General features: G+C 59.5%; 1 pseudogene. It reads left to right on the top strand.

The annotated features are described in order from the left end of the window. Window positions 1-91: 91 nt before the first annotated feature. Window positions 92-328: pseudogene (locus tag EN804_RS35715) on the top strand (iron ABC transporter substrate-binding protein); the annotation flags it as partial.

Below are 328 nucleotides of genomic sequence, written 5' to 3'. Positions count from 1 at the left end.
CCGCATTTGGCCTGTCGGCCACAGCGCAGCACCCACGGCTTGAGGTAGCTGGTGTAAAGCTCCTTCTTGCCGCAGTGGGGGCACTTACCCGCAGCACCTGCCGCAGGCCGAGGTCGCTGAACTGCGCGATGCCAAGGGTCACTGGTTCGCGCTTTCCATGCGAGCCCGCGTTCTGTATGCAGCCAAGGACCTCGATCTCGCTTCGTTCAATGATGAAGATCTCGCTGATGAGAAGTGGAAGGGCAAGGTCTGCATTCGCGCCGGACAGCATCCCTATAATACGGTGCTGTTTGCCGACTACATCGCCCATTATGGCGCTGAAGACACC

This window comes from Mesorhizobium sp. M8A.F.Ca.ET.161.01.1.1 (genome assembly GCF_004792105.1).
GTDB lineage: Bacteria > Pseudomonadota > Alphaproteobacteria > Rhizobiales > Rhizobiaceae > Mesorhizobium.
The sequence above is the reverse complement of the archived record's forward strand: the minus strand, read 5'-3'. Positions and strand labels throughout refer to the sequence as shown.